The following is a 23,033-nucleotide window of genomic DNA, read 5'->3' on the forward strand; positions in this document are numbered from 1 at the left end:
TCTATTCACCATCGCAACGCATCCTTGATAGTTGGATTAAAAGGGTAGTGGAATTATGGCAGTCGCTCGAGCAGTGATTGAGTGGCAAAGCCATCTGGCACCAGCCCTTGATCACGCTGGAAGGCTCGCACACCGGCCTGGGTATTGGGCCCCATGATGCCATCGGCGGCGCCCACCGAATAACCGGCGTTGTTCAACCGCTGTTGCAGCGTTCTGACATCGTCGCGCGTCAAAGGTGCCTCATGAGTGGGCCAGGACTGAGTAATGCCCTGACGCCCGGCAATGGCATCGGCCAATGTCGCCACCGCCAACGCATAGCTGGTCGCATTGTTGTAGCGCAAAATGGCACGGAAGTTGGGGCCTACGATGAATGCTGGGCCACTGGCGCCTGCTGGCACGATAACGGCAGCGCTATCGAAAGCAGGCAAATCGCCATTCACTGCTCGTACGCCCTGCGCGGCCCATTGGGCCGAGCTCAGACGCTCGGTTTGCGAGTAGTCGAACGCATCAGGCAGCACCACTTCCGCCCCCCAGGGCTGGCCTGCTTGCCAACCGGCGCGGGCCAGGTAGTTGGCCGTCGAGGCCATGACATCGGGAATACTGCCCCAGATGTCACGCCGTCCATCGTTGTCGCCGTCCACCGCATAGGCTTCGAAGCTGCTGGGGATGAACTGAGTATGCCCCATGGCCCCGGCCCAGGAGCCGCGCATCTCATCGGCGGCGATATCTCCCTGATCGATGATACGCAGCGCTGCCAGAAGCTCTCCGCGGGCAAAATCACGGCGACGGCCGTCGTAGGCCAGAGTGGCGAGTGACTCCAGCGTCGAAAAGTCACCAAAGTTGCTGCCGTAATTACTCTCGACACCCCAGATGGCAACGATGATTTCGGCAGGCACCCCATAGCGCTGCTGCATCTGTTGAGCAGTATCGCGATGCTGAGCATACTTTTCACGACCATTGGCAATGCGCGTACTGGACACTGCGCTATCGAGGTATTGCCAGATGGGCCTGACGAACTCAGGCTGATAACGATCCAGCTCGATCACGCGCTCGCGATAACGCACACCGTCCAGCGCTTTGGCCAGAGTGGCTTCACTGATCCCTTGATTGGCGGCGTAACGGCGGAAATCACTCAGCCACTGGTTGAAGCTGGCATACTGCACTTGCTCGGCGGCTCGCGCATCGACTTCGGTCATCAGTTGAGGGCTGGCTTGGGCAGATTGCCCCCCCAAAGCCAGCATCGTTGCCAGTATCAAGGCTGGCTTGAAGGAGGGCGCGAAAGCGGGTGATGCTTGGGATTTCAATAACATGTCATCGTCTCATGGCTGTCCTTGGCGTGGCTGTGATAATGGCTCAGAAACGGGTCTGATGCCAGCCTCAGGCCATGAGCCGCCAAAGCACCACCAGGTGGGCAGCCCCCACGATACCGGTCAGCACACAGCGTAACCCTGTGTACCAGCGAGGAAATCCTTCACGGCCATCGCGGCTGACATCGTAAAGGCCAATGAGCACAAAGCCTGCCAACAGCACCCATAGCCCCGTCACCACATCGAAAAGCAGCGCAGGCCAGGCAATCAGGCTCGGCACCATGGCCAGCAGCAGGCGCCTGCCGTTACCCGGCCGCGAGACCTGCAGCGCACAGCCCCAATGAACGCCGCCCAGAAATGACAGAATCACCGCACTGTAGTAAGTAAACCCGTAAATCGCCGTGACCTGCCAGGCAGTAGGCGCCCACCATGCTGCGCCACTCGCCGCAATGAACGGGATCAGCCCGGCAAGCCCCGAGCCCCATGCCAATCGACATTCGTTCATGACGCGCCCTGCTTCCTTACTCATCGGTCTCCTCGAACTCTTCGGCAGAAATCAGCCAGCGCTGCCATTCACTGGGCAGCACACAAGGCGCATCGAACCTGGAAGGCGCGACTCGCCAGGGCTGTTGCCGTTCGAGGCCAAAGGGCAAGGACTCGAGGGCGGGCAGCCAGTATGCGACATAGAGACCTTTCGGGTCGTAATGCCCCGCCTGCTTCAGCACATTGAAATAGCGGTCTTGCCGAGGGTCTCGCCCTACTCCGGCAATATAGCGCCAATTACCCCAATTACTGGCCACGTCGTAATCGACCAGGCAATGCTCGAACCAGCCAGCGCCCAAACGCCAATCAACGCCCAGGTCCTTGACCAGAAAACTGGCCACGTTCTGCCGTGCGCGGTTGGATATCCATCCGGTCCCTTTGAGCTCGATCATCGCCGCATCGATGAACGGGATCCCTGTCTTGCCATCACGCCAGCGATTGAACGCCTCGTTGGGTACGGGGAGTTGCTCGCGACCAAATAACGTGGCCCCTTCCAATTGCGCGGCACGATGGAAATAGTCACGCCACAACAGCTCGAACACGATCCAGTAGCTGGACTCGCAGCTACCGTTGATGGCTTCCCAGGCCTTGACCTCACGATGTACTTGCCGAGCAGAGAGGCAGCCTCTGGCCAGCCAAGGCGAAAACCGCGTCGAAAAATTGGCGCCCAGCAAGCCATTGCGGGTCTTCTTGTAAGACTCAGCGCCATTCTGCCGCCACAGATAGTGCTGCAGCCGGTCTCCAGCGGCAGATTCACCGCCTACGAATACAAAGCCTTGGCGCTTGTCTGGCTGCCAGGCCGCGCTCTGCTGACACACATCCTTGAGCGGCGGGAAGCCACGGGGGGCGTCATCTGGCCACCCAGGCAGCGTCACTGGCATGCTCAGCGGCTCGGGGATTTCGCAATGCTTTTCCACATGGCGACGAAACGCCGAAAAGCTGGCAGGCAAATCTTCCAGCGCAAACGGCAGCGCCGAGGCGTCAATCAGATAACCGCTATCGGAACGCACCAGCGGGCAATGTTCGGGCAGCGACTCGGCCACTTGATCGATGTGGGTACGCTCTTCGCAGCCTGAGTGCTCGGCAACCAATACTTGTCGAGCATTGAGACGCGTGGCCATGGCCACCACCTCTTCGGCGGGGTGACCGATACGTACCAGCAGATCGCTACCCAATTGCAGCAGCTCGCCTCGCAGTTCCATCAGGCTTTGCCACAAGAAACGCAGGCGCGCCGGGCCAAGGCGGCAAGTCTCTTCGCCTGATATGTTGGAGCGCAACCATGCGCGGTCCAGTACATAAAGGCAAACCAGTTGATCAGGGGCGGATGTGAAATGTAATAGAGGGTTGTCCGCTACACGGAGATTATCCTGTAGCCAGACAATATCAGTCGTGCTGTTCATGCTCGCGCCTCCTCGGCGTGCTGTCTGGCTTCGCGTCGGCAACGTTCGCTGCAAAAACTCACTTCCCCCCAACAGCGCGCCCATTTTTTCCGCCAGGTAAATGGGCGCTGGCATTGAACGCAGTCTTTTTCCGGTAGGTCTTGTTTTCGTCTCATCTGTCCAACTCGCTACGCGTCAATCACCGCGCCACGCTTTCATACATGGACACTATATCTTACACAGTACATATATTGTATATAGTTTGACGAGCATAGTGTGCCGCTACACGCATTGCGTAAAAGACAGCCCTCCGTTGGCACAGCCATAAAAAAGCCACCCGAAGGTGGCCTTTAGCTAACTCGTTGATTAGCTGTCAATCAGGGTCTGTTGGTCGAGGTTGACGTTTGGCGTTTTCCTCGGTTTCCAGCCCACTCTTCAATTCATGGGTGAGCGGATCATAATTGGGCCTGAGCTCGTCCTTCACCGTACCGCTCCATAGACGGGAGCCCACGAAGTAACCCGCCCTGCCAATCACGTGAGCGGCAATGGGCGCTGTGATCAAAATAAAGACGATGATCGCGAACGCACGTGCGACCACCCCTACTTCGGCAAAGTGCATGGCCGCCGCCAGCATGATCAGGACCACACCCAGTGCCGCAGCCTTGGTAGTAGCATGCATGCGGGTCAACAAGTCGGGCAGGCGCAGCAAACCGATGGAAGCCAGCAGCATGAAGCTGGCGCCGGTCAACACCAGCGTTCCTTTGACAAAATCAATCATCACGCGGTCCCCCACGTTCCAGAAAGCGAGCGAATCCTATGGCGGCCAAGAAGCCCATCAGCGCGATGACGATGGCGGCATCCAGAAAGCTCGATACACCTGACTGAATGGCGTATACCCCCACCAGCCCCACTACCGTGGTGGAAAACAGCTCCAGCGCCACCACTCGGTCCGGCAAGCTGGGGCCTCGCACCACGCGCACAAAGGTCAATATCAGGGCGCAGCCCATCAAGACCTGGCTAATCAAAATCACGGTATCCATCAGCGAAATAACTCCAGGGCTCGGTGCTCCATCTCTTTGAGGCTGCGTCTCAGCTCATCTTCATCGTCCAGGAACATGGCATGGATATAGAGCACCCGGCGATCATCCGAGACGTCCAGACTCAAGGTACCCGGCGTCAGCGAAATCAGGTTGGCCACCATGGTGATCTCCATCTCCGTACGTGCCGCCAGCGGCAGTGCAATGACGCCTGGCTGCATGTGCCAGGGTGGCGTCAGGATGTCGAATGCGACACGTAGATTGGCCTGCACCAGCTCCTTCATGAAGAAACCGATGAAGCCGATGATGCGCGGCACTCGTAAAGGGTATCCCTTCAGCGCCTCGACCTGAGGCTCGATCAATACCAGCGCAATATAACCAAACACCATGCCTACCAGCAGGTTCAAGCCCGAGAAATCACCGCTCAACAGTACCCAGGCCAGGCCGAGTAACAAGTTCCAAATTGCACCGGTCATGGAGCTTCCTCCTGAACTTCACTCGCCTGATCCACGCCCGCATCTGCCGCTTCCAGCAGTGCATCGATGACATTCGCTGACTCGCCGAGCACGGCTTCTATGTAGCCTGCCGGGTTCATCAATTGATCGCCTATCTGATTCATGACCTGCATGATGGGCTCGGCGAAAATACCTACCAGCAGCGACATCATGGCCAATACGATCACCGGCAGATACATCATCCACAGGCTCGGTTTGAGCATACGGCCATCATCGCCTGTGGGCGTTTGGGTTGCAGGCACCTTGTTCTCTTCCGGCAAGGCTTTCCAGAACACTTCGTTCCAGATCTTGACCATGGAGTAGAGGGTCATCAAGCCCACAGCCAAAGCAATCCCGGTGGCTACATAGGCGCCCGCTTCCAGGCCTGCTCGCACCAGTACGAACTTGGCGAAGAAACCGGACAGCGGCGGTATGCCTGCCAACGAGAAAGCCGAAATGAAGAACGCGACGGCAAGCCAGGGGCGCTCGCGATAAAGCCCGCCCATCTTCTTGAGCTGATAGGTACCCTGCAGGCGGTGCGTGATACCACTGATCAGGAACAGGTTCGTTTTCACGATGATGTTGTGCATGATCGCAAACACGCCACCGGCGATGGCCAGCGGGGTATAGAGCGCCAGACCAAGAATCATGTAGCCAATCTGGCTGACGATGTGAAACGAGAGAATACGGCGGAATTCATACTGCGCCGCCGCCCCCAGCACGCCGGTCACCATGGTCAAGACTGCCCCCCACAACATGATGTCCTGGAGATAGCCCATGGTCTGATCGAAGATCAGTGTGAAGACGCGGAACAGCGAGTACACCCCGACCTTCGTCAGCAGCCCGGCAAACAGCGCCGATACCGCCACGGGCGGCGTGTGATAGGACGCGGGCAGCCAGAAAAACAGCGGAAACGCGGCTGCCTTGATACCAAAGGCCACCATGAACATCACGGCCAGCACTTCCACCATGCCACTGTGTTCGGCTTCGTCCATGCGCAGGGCGATATCGGCCATGTTCAGCGAACCGACCGTGCCATACAGTAGACCGACGGCGGTCAGAAAGATCACCGATGCCAACAGGTTCAGCGTCACATACTTGATGGCTCCTTCCATCTGGGCACGCTCGCCACCCAGAATCAGCAGCGCGAACGATGCCACCAGCATCACCTCGAACCACACGTAGAGGTTGAACATGTCGCCGGTCAGGAAGGCTCCGGCCACACCGGCCAGCAGCAGGTGCATCAGCGGGTAGTAGCCGAATTTTTCATGACCACGCCCGGTGGTGGCCAATGAGTAAATACCCATGGCCAGACCGATGATGCCGGTCAGCAGGATCATCACGGCACTGAGCATGTCCGCCACCAGCGTAATACCGAATGGCGCGGGCCAGTTGCCCATCTGCATGGTGATATAGCCGTCGTTCAGTACCGCGACAAACAGCCAGAGACTGACCGCCAGCAGCACAACGTTACCGGCAACGGCCACAAAACGCTGCATGGGCCGCGACCGCCAGAACAGCAGCGATATTGCCCCCGAAAGCAGAGGCAACAAAACGGGAAGTGCGACTTCAGGCCTCACGTGTCGGTATCCTTCATCTTGTCCAAATCATCCGCCTTGACGATTTCATAGGCGCGGCGAATCAGTACGACGGCAAACGCCAGCACGCCAAACGCGATGACGATGGCGGTCAGCACCACTGCCTGGGGCAGCGGGTCAGCCACGGGCCCCAATGGCTGCAGCATGCCCTCGGGAATCAGAGGGGGTGCGCCACGGGTCATGCCTGCGGTGGTAAAAATCAACAAGTTGGCACCGTTGGAAAGCAGCAGCAAACCGATCACCAGCTTGACGATCGAACGTCGCAGCATCATGAATACGGCAGTGGCGTACAGCAAACCAATCGCCAGGGCCATTAGCGGTTCCATGGGGAGCCTCCTATGTTATCCGGGGTATGCAGCTCAAGGCTCATCCTTGTCCACCTCCATTAACGCCATGACCATGCCCATCACGGAACCCAGCACCGCCAGATAGACGCCCACATCGAAGATCAGCGGCGTAGAGGCCTTGAAGTCGATGCCTGGGATCGTCCACCACTGTGCGGTCAAGAAAGGTTCGCCCATGAACCAGGCAGGCACCACCGATATCATGCCAAACAGCAGGCCCGCACCGACCAGGTCGCGGGGGTCGACCATGCGCAGCACTTCTCGGGTGGCGCTGGCACCAAAAGCAAACAGATAAAGCGCAAACGCCCCAGCCGCCACCAGCCCGGCAATGAAGCCACCGCCGGGCTCGTCATGGCCTCGCAGCAACAGAAAAATAGAGAACATCAATTGCAGCGGCATTAAAAAGCGTGCCGCCGTATTGAGAATGATCGTACCTGACTTAACCATCGTAGGGCTCCTTGACGCTGCTCTTCTCCGCCTCTACTGATTTGCCCTGAGGGCCATCGTGACGCAGTTTCAACATGGCAATGACACCAATGGCGGCCAACGCCAGCACGAACATTTCGCCCAGCGTATCCAGGGCGCGGTAGTCCACCAGAATCACGTTGACGATGTTACGGCCATGGGCCAGTGGCGCGCTGTTCTCGACCATGTACGTGGAAATGGTTTCGAACTGGTCGATGCTCCATGCCGTCATGATCAACAGGAAGATCATGACCCCCATGGCAGCTGCCACGACCCCATCGCGCACGCGCTCGAGGCTGGTCGAGAGGTTGGAGTAACGCGGCAAGCGGAACAGCACCAGCACCAGCAGAATGACCGTCATGGTCTCTACCAGCAGCTGGGTGATGCCGAGATCGGGGGCACTGAAGAGAATGAAGATCAGCGCAATCGAGAAGCCCATGATGCCAACCGACACCACGGCTCCCAGGCGCGAGCGCGAGATGGTGGCAAAAATTGCCCCCATGGCCATGGTACCGACCACGATGATTTCATGGAAACGCACGTCCAGCGTCAGCGCCAGCTGGGGCGAGTGGCGCAGCAGAATCGAATTACCGACCAGGCCGATCAACACCACCAGCATCACCAGAATGTAATTACGCATGTAGCCATTCTGCAGAATGTGGGTCTGCCACTCGGAGAAGCGTACGACGCCATTCATGAAGCCTTCATAGCCTGCTTCCGGCCCATAGCGCATGACCGGTGCCAATCGCGCCAAATGGCTGCGCACCTCGTCCCAACGCTTGAACAGCAAAAAGCCCAGCGCCATGCTCACCAGCGACATGATCAGCGCCACGTTGATACCGTGCCACAGCGACAGGGTAACCGTCAGCGCATCGCCCACTACCGAAGTGGCCGCAGCGGTCAGCAGTGCATCCACCCCCAGCAGCGCGGGCGCCAGCCCCAGCAGTAGCGAGCCGCAGGCCAGCAGTGCAGGCCCCAACAGCATGCTAAACGGCGCTTCATGGGCAACCTTGGGGGTGGCATGCTGCGCGCCAAAGAAAGGGCGCAGCGCAATGATGGCCGCCACGGCAATGGTCAGAATGGCCGAGAAGAACGCAAACAGCACCAGCATCAGACGCACGCTGTCGGCGCCCAAGGCAGCCTCCAGCATCAGCTCTTTGCCAATGAAACCGAACAGCGGTGGAACCCCGGCCAACGACAACGCCGCAACGAATGCAATCGTCGCCGTCACGGGCATGGCGCTTCGCAAGCCCCCCATGGCCGTGACATCCTTGGTACCCGTTTCATGGTCCAGAATACCCGCTACCATGAAGAGTGCGCCTTTGTACATGGAGTGCGCCAGCAGGAAGGTGACGAACGCCGTCATGGCATAGTCGGAGCCAATGCCCAGCAGCATGGTCAAGGTGCCCAGCGCCATGATCGTCGAGTAGGCCAGCAGCTTCTTGATGTTGGTGTGGTGGATCGCCAGGAAGGCGCCCGTCAGCATGGTGGTCGCACCCACCACCGAGAGAACGCCCACCCACATGCCGGTACCGCCCAGCTCGGGCTGCAGGCGCGCCAGTAGGTAGATACCCGCCTTGACCATGGTGGCCGAGTGCAGGTAAGCCGAGACAGGCGTTGGCGCCGCCATGGCATTCGGCAGCCAGAAATGAAACGGGAACTGCGCCGACTTGGTGAACGCCCCAAGCAGCAGGCAGATCAACATGGGCGTATAGAGCGCATGCTCGCGCAGGTTGCCGTCGGACTGCAGAATCTCGCTCAGCGACCAGCTGCCGCTGGCCACACCCAGCAGGACCAGTCCCGCCATCAGCGCAAGGCCACCGGAAACGGTCACGAACAAGCCTTGGCGAGCCGACTTTCTGGCCTCGATATCGTTATGGTTGAAGCCGATCAACAGATACGAGGTGATACTGGTCAGTTCCCAGAACACGAACAGGGTCAACAGGCCATCGGCCATGACCAGCCCCATCATGGAAGCCATGAAGGCCACCAGCGCCAGATGGAAGCGGGCAATATCCGGATGGCCTTTCAAGTACCCGCCAGCATAGATCAGTACGCAAGTACCGATGACGGAAATCAGCAGGCCAAACAGCAGCGACAGGCCATCCAGCAAAAAACTCAGGCTGATCCCCAGCGAGGGCACCCACGCCCACTCCAGTAGTTGCGGCCCTTCACTCAGCACCACCGGCGCTTGGCCAATCAGCCACGCGGCCATCAGCGCTGGAAACAGCGCAAGCACCAGACTGGTTCGTTCCCTACACCAGAGGTTGAGCAGCGGTGACGAAGCTGCCAGCACGAAGCCTATTAAAACGGCAAATTGCATCCGGCGTTCTCTCCCTAAAATAAGCGCAAACTATTCACGTGAGCGGCGCATGGTACGACATGTGCCGCTTAAACGTTGAATAAATGTGTTTTTATATGCACAAACCTTATACCAGCCCTTCGAAAAACTCCAGCCACCTCGCTGGCATAAAAAAGCCGCTCGGCCAGTGGCCAAAGCGGCGTCAGTGCGAGCAGAAATCTTACTGAGCGGGCACAGGCAACCAGCCCAACAGCTCATTGTTGACCACGGCCAACAGGGCATCGATATGGTCATCGCGATCATTCAGGCAAGGAATATAGCTGAACGTCTCGCCACCGGCCTCCATGAAACTGTCGTGAATCTCCTCCTTGATCTCTTCGAGCGTTTCCACACAGTCGGAGGAGAAGGCAGGTGACAGAATGGCAATGTGCTTGTGGCCCTGCCTGGCCAGCTCGGCCACATGATCCACGGTTTGCGGGCCTACCCACTTTTCCGGGCCAAACTGTGACTGGAAGGCGGTATCGACCTCCTCCTTGCTCAACCCCAGACGCTCACGCAGCAGGCGCGTGGTTTTCTGGCACTGGCAATGGTAGGGGTCGCCTTCCATCAGATAGCGTTCCGGCACACCGTGGTAGCTGGCCACGAGCTTGGTGGGACGGCTTTCAAAGCCGTCGTACGCCTCTTGCACCGAGTTGGCCAGCGCCTGGATGTACGCAGGGTGTTCAAAGTAGGCCGGCACCGTGCGCAGGTAGGGCTGCCACTTCATCTTCATCAACGTGCGAAACGCCTGATCGTTGGCGGTAGCCGTGGTGGGCGAGCCGTACTGCGGGTAGAGCGGGAAGAACACGATGCGCTCGCAGCCCTTCTCTTTCATGCGATTCAGCACGCTTTCCGTGGAAGGGTTGCCGTAGCGCATGCAGAAATCGACCTCGACACTGTCGCCATACAGCGCTTTCAGCCGTGCGGTCATCTTTTCCGTCTGTGCACGGGTAATGGTCAGCAGCGGGCTCTCGTCTTTTTCGGTGTTCCAGATGCTTTTGTAGGCATGGCCCGACGTAAAGGGGCGCTTGGTCAGAATGATGAGCTGCAGCAGCGGCTGCCATTTCCAACCCGCATAGTCCACGACCCGCTTATCCGACAGGAATTCGTTGAGATAGCGCCGCATGGACCAGTAGTCAGTCGCATCGGGAGTCCCCAGATTGGCCAGCACCACGCCCACCTTGGCGGGGGCAACCGGAGGATGACTGCTTGGCGCGTGGGCCAAGCGCCCTTCACCTGGTTGATCCTTTACAGCGCTGTCGGCCATCTCACTTACTCCTGGGGGCTGTCGATCATTCACAATGGCCTAAATCTTATCACTTTTCAGCAAGGACGTGGGATAAAGTTATACTATCAACATAATTTGTATAACTGTAGACCAACCCATGTCCAAGCCTTTGCTGCTCATTGGATGCAGGCTATCGGTTCTTTGCCCGTCGCCGAATTCGGCTGGGCCAATGGTGGGAAAAATGCGGGTCACGCTCGCACAATCAGTGATGCCTGGGCGTCAGAATACCAGCGGCATACGCGAGGTCAGCGGCGTGCTGTAGTGGGCGTCGCGACCAATGACTTCATCCTGAGGCACGTGCTGAACGAGGTAAGCCCGGTGGATACCGGCCCGCTTGAGTTCGAGGTACACATCGTCCAGCGCTCGAAACAGCATAGGCTTGCCACGCTGGGTCAGCATATGACGCTCACCCTCGACGTCTTCGAGCTCGACCTGATAGAAACGGCTGCCCGAATGCGTGATTACCCGGATTTCAAAATTGTCATGACGTTCGACGAACTGTTTAAGCTCTTTAAGTTCCATGGTTCCCTCCTGTTATTGGTCATCGCCATGGAGCACAGCATGCCTTTGCCCCATGACAATAGTATTACCTTGGCACTATCCCCCTAAGAGGGCAATAACAGAAAAGAGTTCCTGACCGAAACGTCAAGATGTGTGTCGTATTACTGATATTCCGAGGGGTCGATGGCCTTGCCAAGCGAGTTGCGATCGATCCAGTTGCCCCCTTTGGTTTCCTTGTAACGGAACACGACCTTGTCGCCAATGGTGACAGGTAATTCCGCATCTTCTGTCTGGTAGCTGTACTGCTCCCCTTCCACTACCAAGTGGTAGCGGTAGAGATCGGGCATGCCCAACCACTCTTTGAAGGGACCTTCACGCTCTAACGACTGGAGCTCACCCCGACCTTCCAGCTTGGGAAGCCGCTTACGGTTACCGCGCCTAAAACCACCTGCCATGCGTTACTCCTGTCTATCTACCAATGCGATTGACCCACGCTTCTCATCCCGCCCTTCCAGTGAGGGTTACCCAGACGACTCAGCCAACGGGGAGCGCATTATACGTGCTCCCCTCTCAGCCTCAAGTCAATCGCCGAAGGCTTCACCGTAACTATCCGGCGCCAGGTCTTCGAAGCGCGTGTATTTGCCTATGAAGGCCATGTGTACCGTCCCGATGGGACCATTACGCTGTTTACCAATGATCAGCTCGGCCAGGCCCTGGTTGTCCGGGTTATCGCGGTTATACACTTCGTCGCGATACACGAAGGCAATGACGTCTGCGTCCTGCTCGATCGCGCCCGAGTTATGGCTCACGATGCCATCCGCTAGCCAGCACGCGTCACCGGGGACGGTCAAATCGAAGACCTCTTCTTCACCGCAAGGGCGTATCTCGACGATTTGGTCCCAAAAGAGATCGCTGGAGGCAATCTGTGTCAAAGCCACATCGCCCAGCGCATCTGCATAGCTGCCAAGGGCTTCCCGGGAAGGAGCAAAGCTAAAATGGGACGAGCCACCATAAGATATGCCACGCATTGCAGCCATTTTCCGATGACTCACGCCTTTAGCAAGCATGGCCTGTTTGACATGCTCGAACACCTCCTGGGGCAAGGTATCGATATTGGTGTTCGCCACGACGGATGCCGCTTTCAGCGGTGCTAACGACGCCACCTGATGCCCAAAAGCCCCAATTTTCTGTGCAAAGCGCTGCTGTTGATCGCTTCCCGATACGTCAGCGGTATACCAACCACTCCCCTCTCCTGACACGACATGGCGGATTCGGGTCACAAGACCGAAACGTAACAGCAGAGCGCTGACATCATCGATAAGGCGACGGCTAACCGTAGAGAAATAGACGCGTGTGCGCCCATTTTTATCTGTCGTAATGCTGCCGTCGGTGGCCCACAAATGACGTATGAACAGCGCGAGCTGCTGATCGGACAGTCTGAAAATTTCACCTGGAATATACTTTTCTGCAGAGCGCTGCCCAAAGATACCCAGCGATTTCAACCAGGCGCCCACTCCTTGGGCGTGCCAGCGATTGCCATTGCCAGCAATGACGAGTTGATGCCAGTTACCGCGTCCCGCATGGCGAGTCACCGTCGAACCAAACTGCTCTGCGCAGCGCGTCACAACGTCGCTATTCGCTTCACTAGCGGTGGTATAGCGCAGCGGCTGCCCTTTGACATAGCTGCCGTCACCCAGCAAATGGGCCAGCAGGATAAGCGCATGTTCCTCCCACACGACCGGATGCTCAGGCTGCGCTAACTGCCTGGCCAAGGCGATACGATCCCCCACCTTGAGCTCGGCCACCGTTTTCCAATCCCATAGCGCTTTCAATCGATGCTTGGCTGTTGCACGTATACGCCGTCCACTAGCCAAACAAACCTCGAATACTGGCTTGGTGCCCACTGACCACACCAAATCCGTCGTCGAGCGGCGCAGCTTGCCATCTTCACCCAGCGATATGACGTCCGGCGTTTGCCCGACCAGATCACCAATCGGCAACCGCTCTCCGGTTGCCAGCATCACCCGCGTGTCTCCCGTGACACACTCACGCAAATCCGACATGACCGGACGCTTGTTGGGGCGCTGCTCCAGCGAGCGGTTCAGCTGGGAAAGCGCCACCACCGGACACTGGAACTCCTTGGCCAGGCCTTTCAGCGAACGCGAAATTTCCGAGATCTCGCCCGTGCGGTTTTCGTTAAAGCCAGGAATCTGCATCAACTGCAGATAGTCGATCATGATCAAGGCGATATTGCCGTGCTCACGCACCACCCGGCGCAGCCGTGAGCGCATCTCATTGGGTGACAAGGCTGCCGTGTCATCGATGAACAGCTGCTTGTCTTTCAGCAAGTTCACCGCCGAGGTCAGCCGCGGCCAATCTTCGTCTTCCAACTGACCCGAACGCACGCGGGTCTGATCGATACGCCCCAATGACGAGAGCACACGCAGCATCAGCGATTCGGCGGGCATCTCCATGGAAAACACCATCACCGGCTTGTCACTGGAAATGACCGCATGCTCGACCAGGTTCATGGCGAAGGTGGTCTTGCCCATCGAGGGCCGCCCGGCAATGATGACCAGATCGGAAGGCTGCAGGCCCGAGGTCATCTCATCCAGATCACGAAAGCCGGTGGAAAGGCCGGTCATTTCCCCTTTCAGGTTGAACAGCTCATCGATCCGATCCACGGCCTTGGTGAGCAGGTCACTCATGCCAATGGGGCCACCGGTCTTGGGCCGCTCTTCGGCAATCTGGAACACCAGCCGCTCGGCCTCGTTGAGCAGCTCGTCGGCGGGCCTGCCCTGAGGCGAAAAAGCCCCTTCGGCAATCTGGTTGGCCGCCCGAATGAGCTTACGCAGCGTGGCACGCTCACGGACGATATCGGCATAGGCGCGTATGTTGCTGGCCGAAGGCGTGTTACGCGCCAGCTCGGCCAGGAAACTCAGCCCGCCCACCGTATCCAGCTGGTCACGGGCTTCCAGCGCCTCGGAAAGGGTCACGACGTCCAGCGGTTGGCCCGATTCGGCCAGATGTGTCATCACATTGAACACCAGCCGGTGTTCATAGCGGTAAAAATCGTCGGCCACCAGACGCTCGGAGACGTTGTCCCACGCCTGGTTGTCCAGCATGAGCCCGCCTAACACCGACTGCTCCGCTTCCAATGAATGCGGTGGCAGTTTTAACGCTGCCGTTTCCTGATCAGCAGAAGGCTGGTCCTGCATTGCGAGCTCCTTAACAATTACCCGATAGCCAACGGCGCTTATCTTAGCCGTGCGGCTCGGATAACACCACTGGCCCCCACGTACAGGGAGGGCTTTATCAGCCTGCTGTGTCGCCCCTTGCCAACAGAGCCACAGGGCCTAAAAAGACAAAGGGCGCGGGAGATCCCGCGCCCTTTGAGGCGTCAGCGTTGGCGAGTATGATTACTCGGCGACAACGACCACGCGTACAACGGCGTCCACTTCTGCATGCAGGTGGAGGTCGATGTCGTATTCGCCAGTTTGACGAATCGGGCCTTGCGGCATACGCACTTCGCTCTTGGCGACGTCGATTCCAGCAGAGGAGATCGCGTCGGCCAGGTCACGAGGACCGATAGAGCCGAACAGCTTGCCTTCGTCGCCTGCCTTGGACACCAACGACAGTTCGATGTCGTTGAGTTGCTCGGCACGCGCCTGGGCTTCTGCCTTACGCTCAGCGGCTTGCGCTTCGAGCTCGGCACGCTGCGCTTCGAACGCTTCGATGTTGTCCTTGGTGGCCGGTACGGCTAAGCCGTAAGGCACCAGGTAGTTACGACCATAACCAGGCTTGACAGTGACCTTGTCACCCAGGCCGCCCAGCTTACCAATCTTGTCGAGCAGAATGACTTCCATCTCGTAAACCTCTTGTCAGTTGCTGCGGGCAAGGCGTGCGCGAACGTTCGCAAATGTATCGATCAGCCCCAACAGCAGCACAATGAGAATCGTGGGCCAGGTCGTGATCAGCAGCACATAAAATGCCACCAGCCACAGCCCGTTCATCCCCTTTATTCCAATAAACCCATGCACTAACGCAATACCGGCGATCAGCAGCGGAATCCAGCACAGCATCGCCAGTGCCTGCGCACCAAGCGCCATGCCTGCCACTCCCAGCACCACCAGAACGACAAGTTCACGGGGGCTCAGGCGCAACGCATGAAACTCTTCGCGAAAGCCACCGGGGTTGTACAGCCCGGCTTGCCAGCTGCGGGCCAGCGCCAGGCAGATAATGGCGGCCAGCAACACGACCAAGCCCGTCACACCACCGATGACCATGGCAGCCAAGGCCGTTGTATCGACGCCCTGATTGGCGAACTCGGTGAGCATGCGGTCGATCTCCGCAGAGCTCTCCCGCAGCTGCTCCAGCATGAGCTGCGTTCCCCCTGGCGGGCTGAAGATGCCCAGCTGAACCATGACCGCGGCAGCCAATGTGCCCACGATCAAGGCTTCGCTCCAGCGCATCCGCTCGCGCAGGATGACGGACATCAGCGTGACCAGCAGAACGCTGGCCAGTGGTATCACATCACCTTGTGCCCACCAGAAACCGGCAGGCAGAGCAGCGGCGATGATGACCGGCAGCGCAGGAGCGAACCCCTTGCGCAAGGTCACCAGTGCGGCAATGGCGGCGCCTAGCCAAAACAGCCAGGGCACCAGCGATGCCAGGGCCGCTCCGCCTACGGCATAGGGCGTTCCGCGCATCAGCCATCTTGCCAGTGCCAGCATCACGTTAAACGCTTACTGATGGCTATCGGAGTAGGGCAGCAGTGCCAGGTAGCGTGAACGCTTGATAGCGGTCGCCAGCTGACGCTGATAGCGTGCTTTGGTGCCGGTGATACGGCTCGGAACGATCTTGCCGGTTTCCGTGATGTAAGCCTTCAGCGTGTCGAGATCTTTGTAGTCGATCTGCTTGACGCCTTCAGCAGTGAAGCGGCAAAACTTGCGGCGACGGAAAAAACGTGCCATGGACTAGCTCCTTAAAACGTGCAGTGGATAGAATCAGGCAGTTTCTTCAGCTTCAGCGCGCGGCTTTTCTTCGCGACGCGGACGCTTTTCTTCTGCCGGCTTCATCATCGGAGAAGCTTCGGTAACGGCTTCCTTGCAGCGCACAACCAGGCTGCGGATGATGGCGTCGTTGAAGCGGAAGATGTTCTCGATTTCTTCGAGAGTCTCGCCGGTGCACTCAACGTTCATCAGCACGTAGTGGGCTTTGTGGATCTTGTTGATCGGGTAAGCCAGGTGACGACGGCCCCAATCTTCCAGACGATGCACAGTACCGCTGCTTTCGGTGACGATGCTGGTGTAGCGCTCGACCATTGCCGGTACTTGCTCGCTCTGATCCGGGTGGACCATGAACACGATTTCATAATGACGCATGGAATCTCCTTGCGGTTTGGCAGCTTCCTGAGTGTGCCGGAGCATATGCTCTGACAGCGACTGGGAAGCAAGGAGTTGACTGAAATGCCCTTGGCAAGCCACGTATGGCTGAAAAGAACATCAAGCAGATAAAACCAGTGTCGTAGAGGGTTACCAATACGAACGCCCGCTTATGTATAAACGGGCGCAAGCATTCTAGTGGGACGGAGGCTAACTTGCAAGCTGCCGCTGACGCACCGCTTCAAACAGACAGATTCCGGCAGCCACCGAGACATTCAGGCTAGATACCTGCCCCGCCATGGGCAGCTTGGCCAGATGATCACACGCTTCCCGCGTCAACCGGCGCAACCCCTTGCCTTCGGCACCCATCACCAGCGCGGTCGGGCCGGTGAAGTCGATATCGAATACGCTGACCTGTGCCTCACCGGCGGTGCCGGTGATCCACACGCCCTCTTCCTTGAGCCTGGCCAGCGTGCGCGCCAGATTGGTGACCTGATAGACCGGCACCACCTCTGCGGCACCACAGGCGACTTTTCTGACCGTGGCGTTGAGCGGCGCCGCCTTGTCCTTGGCTACAATCACTCCATGGGCACCCGAGGCATCGGCACTGCGCAGGCACGCGCCAAAGTTATGCACGTCGGTGACGCCATCCAGCACCAGCAGCAAAGGAGGCGTATCCGACGGCCAGGCGCGGAGCTTGAGCCACAAAGACTCCTCTCCTTCTGCCGTCAAGGGGGCACAGAAAGCAACCACCCCCTGATGCGCCGCCCCTTGGGTCAACTGATCGAGCACGTCACGCGGCTGCTCCTTGACCGCCGCACCGCTGGCTCGGGCATCGGCCACCAGCGTTTGCAAACGCTGACCTGCGCCCTGCTGCACCCACAGCTCCTTGGGCGACTTGCCCCGTGCCAGCAGGCTCTCCAGGGCATGCACTCCATAGACGTGATCCAGGCCATCAGGCGTACGGACAGGAGTGCGTGTAGCCGGGCGCGGGCTACGTCGAGACGACGCCGATTTCATGCTCAACCCTTTTTCGAAGATGGTTTACGCGACCCGCTGCGCGTACGGCGCGGGCCACGACGGGCGGGCTGCTCACCGGCAGTCGCCTTTGCTCCTGCTCCAGCGCCTTTTTCACCAGAGCTTTCACTACGACGCTTGCGCGGCTGACGCTGCGGGCGCGGCTTGTCATCGGCAAGACCGAAGTCGATCTTGCGATCATCCATGTCCACCCGCGCCACCTGGACGGTCAGGCCATCGCCCAGGCGATACGTGGTGCCGGTGCGCTCACCCTTGAGACGATGCTTTTCGGCTTCATAGTGGTAGTAGTCGGAAGGCAGTGACGTGACGTGCACCAGCCCTTCCACAAAGAAGTCATCGAGACGCACGAAGAGCCCGAACTGGGTCACCGAGGCGATGGTGCCCTCAAAGGTTTCGCCCAGCTTGTCCGACATGAATTCGCACTTGAGCCAGCTCTCCACGTCACGGGTGGCTTCATCGGCCCGCCGCTCGGTCATGGAGCAGTGTTCGCCCAGCTCCAGCATCTGCTCGAAGGTGTAGGGGCACCACTTGCTCGGCGGATCCACCGGCGCACCCTCTACCCGCACCACGGTGGCGGTCTGACGCGGCCCGCGAATCACCGAGCGAATGGCCCGATGCACCAGCAGGTCAGGATAGCGCCGAATGGGCGACGTGAAATGGGCGTAGGCCTGATAAGCAAGGCCGAAGTGCCCCTCGTTCTGCGGCGAATAGACCGCCTGGTTCATCGAGCGCAGCATCACGGTCTGGATGATGTCGGCATCCGGGCGGTCGGCAATCGCTTCCCGCAGTGCCTGGTAATCCTGAGGCGTCGGCTCGTCGCCACCGCCCAACGAAAGCCCCAGCTCACTCAGGAACAGGCGCAGCTTGTCGAGCCGCTCAGGCGTTGGACGCTCGTGGATACGATACAGCGCCGGCAGGTCGTGCTTGTCGAGGAAACGCGCCGTCGCCACGTTGGCGGCCAGCATGCACTCCTCGATCAGCTTGTGGGCATCGTTACGGCTGCGCGGCACGATCTTCTCGATCTTGCGCTCTTCATTGAAGATGATCGCCGTTTCCGTGGTATCGAAGTCGATCGCCCCACGCTCCTCCCGGGCAGCGCGCAGCAGGCCGTACAGCTCATGCAGGTTCTTGAGCGGCTTGACCAGCTCGGCGTGCTCCCGACGCAGCGCCTCCCCTTCTTCACTCTCGCCGTCCAGCATGGCCGCCACCTTGTTATAGGTGAGTCGGGCATGGGAATTCATCACGGCTTCATAGAAGGAGTAGCGGCTGATGGCACCGGTCTTGGAAATGTTCATTTCGCACACCATCACCAGCCGGTCGACGTGCGGATTCAATGAACAAAGACCGTTGGAAAGCAGCTCGGGCAGCATGGGCACCACTTGCCCCGGGAAGTAGACCGAGTTGCCGCGGGTGCGCGCTTCGTCATCCAGCGCGGTACCAGGGCGCACATAATGAGAAACGTCGGCAATCGCGACGATCAGCTTCCAGCTACCGGACTTGGTCTTCCAGGCACACACCGCATCGTCGAAATCCTTGGCGGACTCGTCGTCGATGGTCACCAGCGGAAGGTCGCGCAGATCGACGCGGTGCTGCTTGTCGGCTTCCAGCACTTCAGCGGAGATTTCGCTGATCTGATCCAATACCTCCGGCGGAAACTCGGCGGGAATGTCGTAGCTGCGGATGGCGATATCGATTTCCATGCCGGGGTCCATACGTTCCCCCAGCACTTCGATCACTTCACCCACCGGCTGAACCCGCGTGGCGGGCTGCTGGACGATCCTGGCAGAGATCACCTGACCATCCTTGGCACCACCGCTGGCGGTGTGCGGGATGATCACTTCCTGGGTAATCCGCGGGTTTTCGGGAATGAGAATCCCGAATTCCGGCGTATTGCTGCGGTATACGCCCACCATGGTCTCGGTATTGCGGGCAATCACTTCGGCAATCGTGGCTTCGTCGCGGCCGCGACGGTCTCGCCCACTGATGCGCACCAGCACATGGTCTCCGTGGAAGACGCGACGCATCTGACGAGGCGGCAGCAGCAGGTCTGGCTTCTTGCCATCATCACGCAGCACGAAGCCAAACCCATCCCGATGGCCCAGCACCTTGCCCTTGATCAGGTCGAGTTTGTCGATCAGTGCATAGGCGCCTCGACGGTCGCGCAGCACTTGGCCGTCGCGCTCCATGGCCGCCATACGCCGACGCACCGCTTCCAGATGGTCTTCGTCTTCGATGCCCAGCATGCGGCTCATGTTTTCATGGGTAATCGGCTTGCCATAGCTTTCCAGGGCAGCCAACAGGTATTCACGGCTAGGAGCCGGGTTATCGTAATTCTTCGCCTCGCGCTCGGCGTGCGGATCATCACTCAACGTCCAGTACTTCATGCGATCAACATCCTTGATAACGGTTGCGGGAGGCGAACAAAAAGCGCGGGCAGCGTGCACTGCGGGCGAAAGGCATGTGCGCCTCGAAGGGCGTCGTGTTCAACTAACGATGAGTTGAAATAAGTCATGTTTTGTTTGGTCATGGGCGCAGTATAGCGCCGCCCGTTCAATCACCCAACCACTTGGGGCTGCAAACCCGGGTTTTTTACATTAAAAAAAACACCCAGGGGCTTGCATTTAGCCACAGCCTCGGTATCATACGCGCCACTTGCCCAGATGGCGGAATTGGTAGACGCGCTAGCTTCAGGTGCTAGTGACCGTATGGTCGTGGAGGTTCAAGTCCTCTTCTGGGCACCATCTGTTTCATGTTATCCCCTTTCATGAACCAGAACGGTGCGGCGGCAAGTAAAGCAGTGAAAGAAAGGCAGTACGTTCGTGTTCGCCCAGGTGGCGGAATTGGTAGACGCGCTAGCTTCAGGTGCTAGTGACCGTATGGTCGTGGAGGTTCAAGTCCTCTCCTGGGCACCATGCGAACACCGACGTAATGGCTGAATGTATAGTGAAAGCAGTAAAGCAGTAAAGCAGTGAAAGAGTCGATACGCCCAGGTGGCGGAATTGGTAGACGCGCTAGCTTCAGGTGCTAGTGTCCGTACGGACGTGGAGGTTCAAGTCCTCTCCTGGGCACCACCGATGCCCCCGTATCGCTCTTGCTTTCGTATTATCCCCTCTGATGTCTTTCTATCTGTGTATTGTCCCTCATTAGTCGCCCTCTTTTGGCGCACTCTCATCTGTATGCTTTTATTCTCTGATTCCCTTTTGCTCTGATACTTTTTCTTCCCCACCATTTCTCTTCTACCTGCCTTCTCCTCTGCCTGTTTATCTCATACGCATCGAGCCCATGCCGTTCGAGTATTGCCGTGCCTGCGCTCAAGCAGCAGGCCAGGGCAACGCCTTGGCCTGCCAAAATGCAGCGTACCGGACTACTACTGGAACCGACCTGGGCGACGAGATACCTCCTCCAGCGCCCACCCCTGGGTGCGCAGCTCACCTTCCAGCACGGCTTCAAGCTGGGGTGAGAGGTTCGGGAAGAAATTCAGCCCGGTGCGGGCTTCGATCTCATCAATGGTCACCAGGTAGTCGTTCAGCGGCTCATTGCCCTGCACGTCTTGAGGCATGATGAACGCCAGCGCCAGAGGCGCCTCATCATGGGGTGCCACGATGATCTTGTAAAAGGCTTCGGGTATTTCCACCCACCCCACGCGGTTGAAAACGTTATCCATGAAGCGCTCGGGGTAGACCGGCCCAGTAATCACCTGCAAGCGATCGAAACGCGGCGCAAAGTGATCCATGACGGAGGCTTCGAGCCGCTGCCAGAGCTGGCGATTCAGATTCGGCCGCTGGGGAAGCATGTTGCTCATCAAGAACGTGTCCACCTGCGCGCTGCGCCCATGCACGGCAGCAATGGCGTAGTTGGGCGCCAGATGTCCTCTGTCGTAGCCACTGCCGGAATAGCTATCGGTACTCACCGGCCACAGCATGCGCCAGTCTGGCTGGAAATTGGGCCTGGGCCCAATACGCATATCCTCAGGCACGGCCTCTACCTGGTAGCTGACCCACAACGCCCCCACCCGTACATCCGACCACCCCACTAAAAAGCCATCGTTACGCAGTACACGGTGCAGGCTGGTAGGGTGCAATGTTTCCCAAGTGGGCACGCCCATCCAGGTATAAGCCTGCTGGTGCTGGCGCCCTTGATACTCCCACAAGCCCGTACCGACCAGCACGAACAGCACGGCAATGCCCAAGCGTCGCCCCTGACGACGCCAGCGCAAAAGTGATTTAGCCAACGGAGGACTCCCCTGCTATCTTTCAAGACGCCTTATCAGAGGGTGTTTTCAAACTACTGCGCTTGGCCATGCGGCGTTGAAATCAACCTCAAAATGCTCATTTACAGCCCGTAAACTCCGCTTTTTCGGCTGATTTCGCCTTGCCTGGCCGTCGCTCGTGACATTTGTAAACACCCTCTCAGCGGCGTTTCATCATTCGCTTCATTGGCTTTGCAAAGCCGGGGCGTTACCAACCAACGGAAAACATGGTTTCCAGGTCATGGCGTGAGTGAACCTGCATGGCGTTCAGCGTCTCGGTATCGCTGATGCCTTCCACGGCATTCAACCGCTCGGTCACCAGCTCGGCCAGGTTTTCGAAATCGCGGGTGCGCGCAATGGCCACCAGATCGTAACGGCCGCAGGTGGAGTACACCTCACTGATACCTTCCACATCGGCCAGGCGTTCGGCCACGGCCTTGATCTGGCCTTTTTCGGTATTGATCAGGATGACTGCGCTTTGCATGGCGTCCTCGCAAATGAGTGGCGGTAAGATGAATATTGCACGACGCAGCGAGTATAGCAGCCTGCCCGCCGGGGCCAAGCCTTGCCGGCCAGCGTGGCCAATTGTCGCGCTTTTCATAAGGTTATTCGCACTAATTTTACGCTTGCGCTAGCATGTACTAGAGATCTCCAGCAGCGTTTCGCTGTCGGAGTTTTATAGAGGTGGCCCACCACCCGATCACCGTAGCACACCGTCAGACCGTGACGATAAGGAGACACCATGGCTAATCAGAGCCGTCGTAAGTTCATGCGTAACAGCGTGCTGGGGCTTGCTGCCCTGCCGTTTGGTGCGGGTATCCTGTCGAAAACTGCTTTTGCTCAGGAGCTGCCCCGTCTGGACCCGTCCTCACCGACAGCCCAGGCACTGAACTACGTTGAAAATGCCAGCGACGCCAGCGACCACCCGGCTTTCGAAGAGGGTGAACTGTGCTCCAACTGCATGTTTTTCGTGGAAGGCACCGAAGGCTGCCAGCTGTTCCCGGAAAACAGTGTCGAGCCGGACGGCTGGTGCCAGTCCTGGACCGCACAAGGCTGATACCCTGG

General features: G+C 58.5%; 24 protein-coding genes and 3 tRNA genes. 4 read left to right on the forward strand and 23 right to left on the reverse strand.

Annotated features, from left to right (window positions below; all coding sequences use genetic code 11):
- Window positions 1–53: 53 nt before the first annotated feature.
- The 21 genes from RVM27_RS03445 to rnr all read right to left on the reverse strand — a co-directional run bounded on the left by RVM27_RS03445 (window position 54) and on the right by rnr (window position 20,103).
- Window positions 54–1,310 (reverse strand): lytic murein transglycosylase, encoded by a 1,257-nt coding sequence (locus RVM27_RS03445; RefSeq protein WP_498940694.1) that lies wholly within the window; start codon window positions 1,308–1,310, stop codon window positions 54–56.
- Between the two features lie 67 nt (window positions 1,311–1,377).
- Window positions 1,378–1,836 (reverse strand): DUF3429 domain-containing protein, encoded by a 459-nt coding sequence (locus RVM27_RS03450; RefSeq protein WP_498940692.1) that lies wholly within the window; start codon window positions 1,834–1,836, stop codon window positions 1,378–1,380.
- The gene (locus RVM27_RS03455; RefSeq protein WP_498940690.1) at window positions 1,829–3,250 is read right to left on the reverse strand and encodes a cryptochrome/deoxyribodipyrimidine photo-lyase family protein; all 1,422 of its coding nucleotides are present in this window, start codon (window positions 3,248–3,250) and stop codon (window positions 1,829–1,831) included. Before RVM27_RS03455 ends, RVM27_RS03450 begins: the two co-directional genes overlap by 8 nt.
- Entirely contained in the window at window positions 3,247–3,405 is a 159-nt protein-coding gene (locus tag RVM27_RS03460) for a DUF2256 domain-containing protein (RefSeq protein ID WP_498940688.1), read from the reverse strand. Before RVM27_RS03460 ends, RVM27_RS03455 begins: the two co-directional genes overlap by 4 nt.
- 197 nt (window positions 3,406–3,602) lie before the next feature.
- Complete coding sequence (gene mnhG, locus RVM27_RS03465) at window positions 3,603–4,007, reverse strand: cation:proton antiporter (protein WP_498940686.1); 405 nt, start codon at window positions 4,005–4,007, stop codon at window positions 3,603–3,605.
- Window positions 4,000–4,269, reverse strand: coding sequence for an MrpF/PhaF family protein (locus RVM27_RS03470; RefSeq protein ID WP_039182034.1), 270 nt, complete (start codon window positions 4,267–4,269; stop codon window positions 4,000–4,002). Before RVM27_RS03470 ends, mnhG begins: the two co-directional genes overlap by 8 nt.
- The gene (locus tag RVM27_RS03475) at window positions 4,269–4,742 is read right to left on the reverse strand and encodes a Na+/H+ antiporter subunit E (RefSeq protein WP_039182030.1); all 474 of its coding nucleotides are present in this window, start codon (window positions 4,740–4,742) and stop codon (window positions 4,269–4,271) included. The genes RVM27_RS03470 and RVM27_RS03475 overlap by 1 nt, the downstream gene beginning before the upstream one ends.
- Window positions 4,739–6,340, reverse strand: coding sequence for a proton-conducting transporter membrane subunit (locus RVM27_RS03480; protein ID WP_498957366.1), 1,602 nt, complete (start codon window positions 6,338–6,340; stop codon window positions 4,739–4,741). Before RVM27_RS03480 ends, RVM27_RS03475 begins: the two co-directional genes overlap by 4 nt.
- The gene (locus RVM27_RS03485; RefSeq protein ID WP_039182023.1) at window positions 6,337–6,684 is read right to left on the reverse strand and encodes a Na+/H+ antiporter subunit C; all 348 of its coding nucleotides are present in this window, start codon (window positions 6,682–6,684) and stop codon (window positions 6,337–6,339) included. Before RVM27_RS03485 ends, RVM27_RS03480 begins: the two co-directional genes overlap by 4 nt.
- Before the next feature lie 33 nt (window positions 6,685–6,717).
- On the reverse strand, window positions 6,718–7,149 hold the full coding sequence (locus RVM27_RS03490; RefSeq protein WP_081135354.1) for a Na+/H+ antiporter subunit B: 432 nt from the start codon (window positions 7,147–7,149) through the stop codon (window positions 6,718–6,720).
- Complete coding sequence (locus RVM27_RS03495; RefSeq protein ID WP_498957367.1) at window positions 7,142–9,490, reverse strand: putative monovalent cation/H+ antiporter subunit A; 2,349 nt, start codon at window positions 9,488–9,490, stop codon at window positions 7,142–7,144. The genes RVM27_RS03490 and RVM27_RS03495 overlap by 8 nt, the downstream gene beginning before the upstream one ends.
- Window positions 9,491–9,689: 199 nt before the next feature.
- Complete coding sequence (gene hemH / locus RVM27_RS03500) at window positions 9,690–10,775, reverse strand: ferrochelatase (RefSeq protein ID WP_498957368.1); 1,086 nt, start codon at window positions 10,773–10,775, stop codon at window positions 9,690–9,692.
- Window positions 10,776–11,015: 240 nt separating this feature from the next.
- Window positions 11,016–11,318, reverse strand: coding sequence for a DUF6482 family protein (locus tag RVM27_RS03505; protein WP_498940674.1), 303 nt, complete (start codon window positions 11,316–11,318; stop codon window positions 11,016–11,018).
- 140 nt (window positions 11,319–11,458) lie between these two features.
- Window positions 11,459–11,752, reverse strand: a complete 294-nt coding sequence (locus RVM27_RS03510) for a hypothetical protein (protein WP_039182003.1) — start codon at window positions 11,750–11,752, stop codon at window positions 11,459–11,461.
- Window positions 11,753–11,878: 126 nt separating this feature from the next.
- Window positions 11,879–14,515 (reverse strand): replicative DNA helicase, encoded by a 2,637-nt coding sequence (locus RVM27_RS03515; RefSeq protein ID WP_498957369.1) that lies wholly within the window; start codon window positions 14,513–14,515, stop codon window positions 11,879–11,881.
- Window positions 14,516–14,716: 201 nt separating this feature from the next.
- Window positions 14,717–15,163, reverse strand: coding sequence for a 50S ribosomal protein L9 (rplI, locus tag RVM27_RS03520; RefSeq protein ID WP_016916556.1), 447 nt, complete (start codon window positions 15,161–15,163; stop codon window positions 14,717–14,719).
- 15 nt (window positions 15,164–15,178) lie between these two features.
- On the reverse strand, window positions 15,179–16,030 hold the full coding sequence (locus tag RVM27_RS03525) for a hypothetical protein (RefSeq protein WP_498957745.1): 852 nt from the start codon (window positions 16,028–16,030) through the stop codon (window positions 15,179–15,181).
- Between the two features lie 12 nt (window positions 16,031–16,042).
- Window positions 16,043–16,270: a 30S ribosomal protein S18 gene (gene rpsR, locus RVM27_RS03530; RefSeq protein WP_009097135.1), complete on the reverse strand. Its 228-nt coding sequence runs from the start codon at window positions 16,268–16,270 to the stop codon at window positions 16,043–16,045.
- A gap of 33 nt (window positions 16,271–16,303) precedes the next feature.
- Window positions 16,304–16,681 (reverse strand): 30S ribosomal protein S6, encoded by a 378-nt coding sequence (gene rpsF, locus RVM27_RS03535; RefSeq protein ID WP_498957370.1) that lies wholly within the window; start codon window positions 16,679–16,681, stop codon window positions 16,304–16,306.
- A gap of 210 nt (window positions 16,682–16,891) precedes the next feature.
- The gene (gene rlmB / locus RVM27_RS03540; RefSeq protein ID WP_498957371.1) at window positions 16,892–17,701 is read right to left on the reverse strand and encodes an SPOUT family RNA methyltransferase; all 810 of its coding nucleotides are present in this window, start codon (window positions 17,699–17,701) and stop codon (window positions 16,892–16,894) included.
- A 2-nt stretch (window positions 17,702–17,703) separates the two neighbouring features.
- On the reverse strand, window positions 17,704–20,103 hold the full coding sequence (rnr, locus tag RVM27_RS03545) for a ribonuclease R family protein (protein WP_498940668.1): 2,400 nt from the start codon (window positions 20,101–20,103) through the stop codon (window positions 17,704–17,706).
- Between the two features lie 270 nt (window positions 20,104–20,373).
- Between rnr and RVM27_RS03550 the strand changes: the two genes are divergently transcribed.
- From RVM27_RS03550 to RVM27_RS03560, 3 genes are all read left to right on the forward strand, one after another.
- Window positions 20,374–20,460: transfer RNA gene (locus tag RVM27_RS03550), tRNA-Leu, on the forward strand.
- An 84-nt stretch (window positions 20,461–20,544) separates the two neighbouring features.
- A tRNA-Leu gene (locus tag RVM27_RS03555) sits at window positions 20,545–20,631 on the forward strand.
- 72 nt (window positions 20,632–20,703) lie between these two features.
- A tRNA-Leu gene (locus RVM27_RS03560) sits at window positions 20,704–20,790 on the forward strand.
- A 296-nt stretch (window positions 20,791–21,086) separates the two neighbouring features.
- Here RVM27_RS03560 and RVM27_RS03565 read toward each other — a convergent pair.
- Together RVM27_RS03565 and RVM27_RS03570 are read right to left on the reverse strand one after the other, a co-directional pair.
- Window positions 21,087–21,950, reverse strand: coding sequence for a DNA/RNA non-specific endonuclease (locus RVM27_RS03565; RefSeq protein ID WP_227407781.1), 864 nt, complete (start codon window positions 21,948–21,950; stop codon window positions 21,087–21,089).
- A 226-nt stretch (window positions 21,951–22,176) separates the two neighbouring features.
- Window positions 22,177–22,452, reverse strand: a complete 276-nt coding sequence (locus tag RVM27_RS03570; protein ID WP_486996726.1) for an Lrp/AsnC family transcriptional regulator — start codon at window positions 22,450–22,452, stop codon at window positions 22,177–22,179.
- A 258-nt stretch (window positions 22,453–22,710) separates the two neighbouring features.
- Here RVM27_RS03570 and RVM27_RS03575 point away from each other — a divergent pair, with 258 nt between their 5' ends.
- On the forward strand, window positions 22,711–23,025 hold the full coding sequence (locus RVM27_RS03575; protein WP_039181982.1) for a high-potential iron-sulfur protein: 315 nt from the start codon (window positions 22,711–22,713) through the stop codon (window positions 23,023–23,025).
- Window positions 23,026–23,033: the final 8 nt, after the last annotated feature.

The organism is Halomonas sp. KM007 (assembly GCF_050709225.1).
Lineage (GTDB): Bacteria > Pseudomonadota > Gammaproteobacteria > Pseudomonadales > Halomonadaceae > Vreelandella > Vreelandella hamiltonii.